Genomic DNA, 5693 nt, shown 5'->3' on the forward strand with positions numbered 1-5693 from the left:
CACCGGCGACACCAAGGTGGTGGAGAAGGGAAGCGGCGACGGCCTGTTCATCAACACCTCGGGGATCGGCCTGGTGCCCGAGGGCCTGCAGCTTTCCGCCGACCAGGCCCGCCCCGGCGACCGCATCCTGCTCAGCGGGCCCATCGGCGACCACGGCATCGCCATCCTGGCGCAGCGCGAAGGCCTGGAGTTCGAAAGCACGGTGGAGAGCGACAGCGCGCCCCTGCACACCCTGGTGGCGGCCATGCTCGGGGCCTCGCGCGCGCTGCGCTGCTTGCGCGACCCCACCCGCGGCGGCCTTTCCAGCGCTACCAACGAGATCGCGCAGCAGTCGCGCGTGGGCATGGAGCTGGACGACGCCGCCATCCCGGTGCGCGAAGAGGTGCGCGGCGCCTGCGAGATGCTGGGCCTGGACCCGCTCTACGTCGCCAACGAGGGCAAGCTCATCGCCATCGTGGCGCCGGAGGCGGCGGAGGCGGTGCTCGACGCCATGCGCCGCCATCCTCTGGGCAGCCAGGCGCAGATCATCGGCACGGTGACCGCCGCGCATCCCGGCCTGGTCACCCTGCGCACCACCCTGGGCACCAGCCGCATCGTGGACATGCTGGCGGGCGACCAGTTGCCGCGCATCTGCTGAGCGAAGGAGGAACCATGGACCGCGTCCCGCTGGAGAAGAAGGTGCTGAGCGAAAACGATCGCGTGGCCGCCGAGCTGCGCGCGCGCTTCCACGAGCATGGCGTGCTCTGCCTGAACCTGATCTCTTCGCCGGGCTCGGGCAAGACCACCCTGCTGGAGCGCACGCTGGAGGGCTTCGCGCGCGGCGAGCGCGTGGCCGTGCTCACCGGCGACATCCAGACCGACCAGGACGCCGCCCGCCTGGCCCGTTTCGGCTTCCCCGTGCGCCAGATCTCCACCGGCGGCACCTGCCATCTCGACGCCCGCATGATCGCCCGCCATCTCGAGGGCTGGAACCTCGAGGACCTCGACCTGCTCTTCATCGAGAACGTGGGCAACCTGGTCTGCCCGGCCAGCTACGACCTGGGCGAAGACGCCAAGATCGTCGTCCTCAGCGTGGCCGAGGGCGAGGACAAGCCGCTCAAGTATCCCTCCATCTTCTTCAAGGCGGAACTGCTGGTGCTGAACAAGACCGACCTGCTGCCCTACGTGCCCTTCCGGGCGGAGGTGGCGCGCGACAACGCCCAGCGCATCCACCCCGGCATGGAGATCCTGGAGGTCTCGTGCGCCACCGGGCAGGGGCTGGACCAGTGGCGGCAGTGGTTGAAGCAACGGCAGCAGGCGGCGCGCCGGCACCTCACCGCGGCCGCCGGCTAGGTGTCTCATGGCGGTGCGTAGGGCCATCGAAGTCTCCGGCATCGTGCAAGGGGTGGGCTTCCGTCCCTACATCTACCGCCTGGCCAGCGAGCGCGGCCTGGCGGGCTGGGTGACCAATACCAGCGCCGGGGTCAGCATCGAGGTCCAGGGCGAACTCGAGGAGGTGGAGGACTTCGTCGCCCGCCTGCCCGCGGAGGCGCCGCCGCTGGCGCGCGTCACTGGAGTGCGGGTGCGCGAGCTGCCGCCCAACGGCGACCGCGGCTTCCAGATCGTGCTCAGTCGCGGCGGCGAAGCCATGCAGACGCTGATCTCGCCCGACGTCGCCCTGTGCGACGACTGCCGCCGCGAACTCTTCGATCCCCACGACCGCCGCTACCAGTATCCCTTCATCAACTGCACCAACTGTGGCCCGCGCTTCACCATCGTGCGCGGCATCCCCTACGACCGCCCGCGCACCTCCATGGCCGTCTTCCCCATGTGCGCGGCCTGCCAGGCGGAGTACGAGGACCCGCTTGACCGCCGCTTCCACGCCCAGCCCAACGCCTGCTGGCAGTGCGGCCCGCGCGTGGAATTGTGGGACACCTCGGGCAAGGCCGTCCCGAGGCGCGAGCCCATCGCCGAGGCGGTCAGCCGCCTGCGCGCCGGGAAGGTGATCGCGGTCAAGGGTCTGGGCGGATTCCACCTCGCCTGCGACGCAACCAACGCCGCCGCGGTGGAGCGGCTGCGCGAGCGCAAGCGCCGCGTGGAGAAGCCTTTCGCCATCATGGCGCCCGACCTGGCCGCGATCGAGCGCTTCTGCGAGGTGGACGAAGCCGCACGCGCAGCCCTGGAGCGGGCGGAGCGGCCCATCGTGCTCCTGCCCAAGAAGCAGCCCTGCGCCATCGCCGACCAGGTGGCGCCCTTCAACCGTTACCTGGGCGTCTTTCTCCCCTACACCCCGCTGCACCACCTGCTCTTCGCCGAGGGAGGATTCCCGGCGCTGGTGATGACCAGCGGCAACCTCAGCGAGGAGCCCATCGCCATCGACAACCGCGAGGCGGTGGCGCGCCTCGCCGGCCTGGCGGATGGCTTCCTGGTGCACAACCGCGACATCCTGCTGCGCTGCGACGATTCCGTGGTGCGCGTCTCGGACGGGCGCCTGCGCCAGATGCGCCGCTCCCGCGGCTCCGTCCCCGTGCCCGTCTTCCTGAAAGACGAACTGCCGCCCATCCTGGCCGTGGGCGGTGAGCTGAAGAACACCGTCTGCCTCACCCGCGGCCGCCACGCCTTTCTCAGCCAGCACATCGGCGACCTGGAGAACCTGGAGAGCTACCGCTTCTTCGAAGAAGCAGTCGAGCATCTGGAGCGCATCCTCGAGATCGAGCCCGCCGTCGTCGCCTACGACCTGCATCCCGACTACTTCTCGACCAAGTGGGCGCTCGAGCAGAAAGGCGTGCAGCTTGTGGGCGTGCAGCACCACCACGCCCACATCGCCAGTTGCATGGCGGAGAACCATCTCGAGGGCCCGGTGATCGGCTTCGCTCTCGACGGCACCGGCTACGGCGCGGACGGCCGGATCTGGGGCGGGGAAGTGCTGGTGGCCGACTACGCCGGCTTCGAGCGCGCCGCCCATCTCGCCTATGTGCCCCTGCCCGGAGGCGCCGCCGCCATCCGCGAGCCCTGGCGCATGGCCGTCAGCTACCTGGCCCACCACTTCGGCCGCGACTTCCTGCGGCTGCCGCTCGCCTTCGTCCGCGATCTGGACCCGCGCAAGACGGAGGTGGCGCTGCGCATGATGGAGCAGCAGGTCAATTCGCCGCTGACCTCCAGTTGCGGGCGGCTGTTCGACGCGGTGGCCGCGCTCGCCGGCCTGCGCCGCGAGGTCAACTACGAAGCCCAGGCCGCCATCGAACTGGAGATGGCCATGGAGGAAGCCGAGGCCGGCGACGCCAGCGCCTATCCCTTCGAGCTGCTGCCCCAGGGCGCAGGCTGGAGCATCGGCAGCGCTCCCCTCTTCGGCGCCCTGGTCGAGGACCTAAAGCATAACCGGCCTGTATCCAGCATCAGCCGGCGCTTTCATAATGGACTGGTTGAAGTCTTCCTGGAGCTGGCGCGGCGGCTGCGCCAGACCCGCGGGCTGGACCGGGTCTGCCTCTCCGGCGGCTCCTTCCAGAACCTTTACCTGCTGGAGCAGATGGACTCGCGGCTGGCGGCGGAGGGCTTCCAAGTGTTCACCCACAGCGAGGTTCCGGCGGGCGACGGCGGGCTCAGCCTGGGCCAGGCCCTGGTCGCCGCCCATCGCCCAGCCCGTCGCCCCTGACGCGCCCCATGTTCGGGGGGGTCACCCCATGTTCCGAATCTGAAACACGATTTGCGGGCGTCACCCGCGCGTCTCCTGCCGTGCTAGCCTCCGCAAGATTGTGATGGATGGAGGCACGATGATCTGCAGAACCGGTTCCCGCTTGCCCAGCTTCCTCGCCAGTTTCCCCTTGGTAGTGATCTTGGCCGTGTCGGCCGGGCTCGGTCTCATCTCCGTACGAGCTTGCGCGCAGTCGCCAGCGGCTGGGCCGGGCCAGGCCTCCGGACGCAAAGCCGGGGCCGCTGCTACCGGGTCGCAACCCAGCGGACAGGCGGCCCCCACCGTCGACCCCGCCGAGAAACCGGCGCCGGAGGGGAAGGCCGCTGGCCTCGAGCTTCCCTTGTGCAGCCGGCAGGAGCAAGAGCGGTGCAGGAGGGCCGCGCCCGACTCACCGCAACGCTGGCTTTGCGACAACAGCATCGCGCTATCGTCGCCCTCGGCGGAATCGATCGCCAAGCAGATGAGTGGCCTGATCGACGACGTGAGCGTGCGGGCCGTGTGCAAGGACCTGCTTCTCATCCTGCCACCCCAGCTCCAGCCGCCGGCCAAAGGCACCAAGGCCAAGAACAGCCCCGCCGCCAAGGACGACCAGGAAGCCGCCCGCCAGCGGGCGGAGTCGGTCGCCCGCGTGCGCGATCTGATCGCCCTTCTCGACCAGCGCCCGACCACGGTGACGGGCAACCACGTCATCCAGCTCTACAACAACCGCGACGCCTCCGAGATCGCCAAGGCCGTGGATGGGATCTTCGGAGCGAACCAGCACGCCTCCAGCATCGGCAGCGACCAGCTGCTGATCACCGGGGTGCAGCCCCCCGACGAGCGCGCCATACACGAGATCCGCCGCTACGTTTCCCAACTCGATCTCCCGCGTCCCCAGGTCCTGCTCAACGTCTGGAGCCTGCAGTTGAGCGGGAAAAAGGCGGAAGACGTCGACGACTTCGCCTCCGGTTTCGAACAGGACGTCCAGCACTACAATCAGCAGCTCGAGCAAGCGCTGCAGCGCGCCTGGAATGATCTCAGCTCCTCCGTGAGCGAAAAGGGCTACTTCGACGGCGACTTCAGAAGCTACGTTTCGGAGCGCTACATTGCCTGTGATGTCCAGACAGGGGCAAGGCGCTACGCTACGGATTCAAGCGCGCAGACGGTGGAGCGCTGCCTGGATGATACGGAGCGTGCCCGCCTCAACGCCTGCGCCAGCGACCGCTACTGCCTTGGCTACAGCGAAGCCTTTTCCCAATCCAAGCCTACTTTAACAGGCCTGCTCTTCCGGCTGGCGGCCGCGTCCGACAACAGCTTCAAGGCTGCCGCGGATCGGGCGATCACGGCGATGGAGGGAGGAGACGTCGCCAAGGCTGCTGCTACGGCCGAAGCTCCCTGCAACCTGTCCAAGACCGGCCAATTATCCCTGCCGAAGTTCCACCAGGCGCTCTGCGAGCTGAGCGAGGAGCGCCGCCGCGCCCTGCGCGCCGCGCTGCTGGACTTCCTCTTCCACTACAAGTGGGCGGTCGAGTATCCGCATGATTTCGCCCCGTTCGACCTGCCCCGCAGCGCCAATGCCCTGGACAGCCAGTTGGCTCCCCTGGTAGACGCCTTCAACCAGGATGTGGCCGCACAACTAGATGCGCTCCGCAAGAAGGAAGAGTGCAAACTGAGGGAGAGCAAGCAGGCCGGCAAGCTCGACTTCATCTCGGGGGGAGTGATCCGCGTTGCCTCCCTCAGCGGCCAGCAGGCACAGGTGATCACCAAGACCCAGAGCGCCTTCGATGCCACGCCGCCTTTCACCTTCGCGGATTACCTGAAGGCGCTGCAGGCCAACAAGGACGTCAGCAGCGCCACTCCCGCCAACATCCTCTTCAAAAACATCACTCCCGCCGAAGCCGCCGCCCTGGCCGCGGCCCTCTCCGTGCAGAAGCCGGCCACCGCCCTGATCGGGCGCGGCCTGCAGTTGACGGTCACGCCCACCAGCCTCGCCACCGCTTCTTCCGCGGAGCTGAACGTCAAGCTCACCGCCAACGAAGACCCC

4 protein-coding genes are annotated in these 5693 nt (G+C 68.5%); all 4 read left to right on the forward strand.

Going from position 1 to position 5693, the window contains the following annotated elements:
• On the forward strand, nucleotides 1–637 hold a 637-nt coding region (gene hypE, locus VEG08_08570), incomplete at its 5' end, for a hydrogenase expression/formation protein HypE (GenBank protein ID HXZ28036.1).
• A gap of 14 nt (nucleotides 638–651) precedes the next feature.
• Nucleotides 652–1332, forward strand: a complete 681-nt coding sequence (hypB, locus tag VEG08_08575) for a hydrogenase nickel incorporation protein HypB (protein ID HXZ28037.1) — start codon at nucleotides 652–654, stop codon at nucleotides 1330–1332.
• A 7-nt stretch (nucleotides 1333–1339) separates the two neighbouring features.
• Nucleotides 1340–3631: a carbamoyltransferase HypF gene (gene hypF, locus VEG08_08580; GenBank protein HXZ28038.1), complete on the forward strand. Its 2292-nt coding sequence runs from the start codon at nucleotides 1340–1342 to the stop codon at nucleotides 3629–3631.
• A gap of 499 nt (nucleotides 3632–4130) precedes the next feature.
• The coding region (locus tag VEG08_08585) for a hypothetical protein (GenBank protein ID HXZ28039.1) at nucleotides 4131–5693 on the forward strand (1563 nt) is incomplete at its 3' end.

Source organism: Terriglobales bacterium, from assembly GCA_035624475.1.
GTDB lineage: Bacteria > Acidobacteriota > Terriglobia > Terriglobales > Acidobacteriaceae > DASPRL01.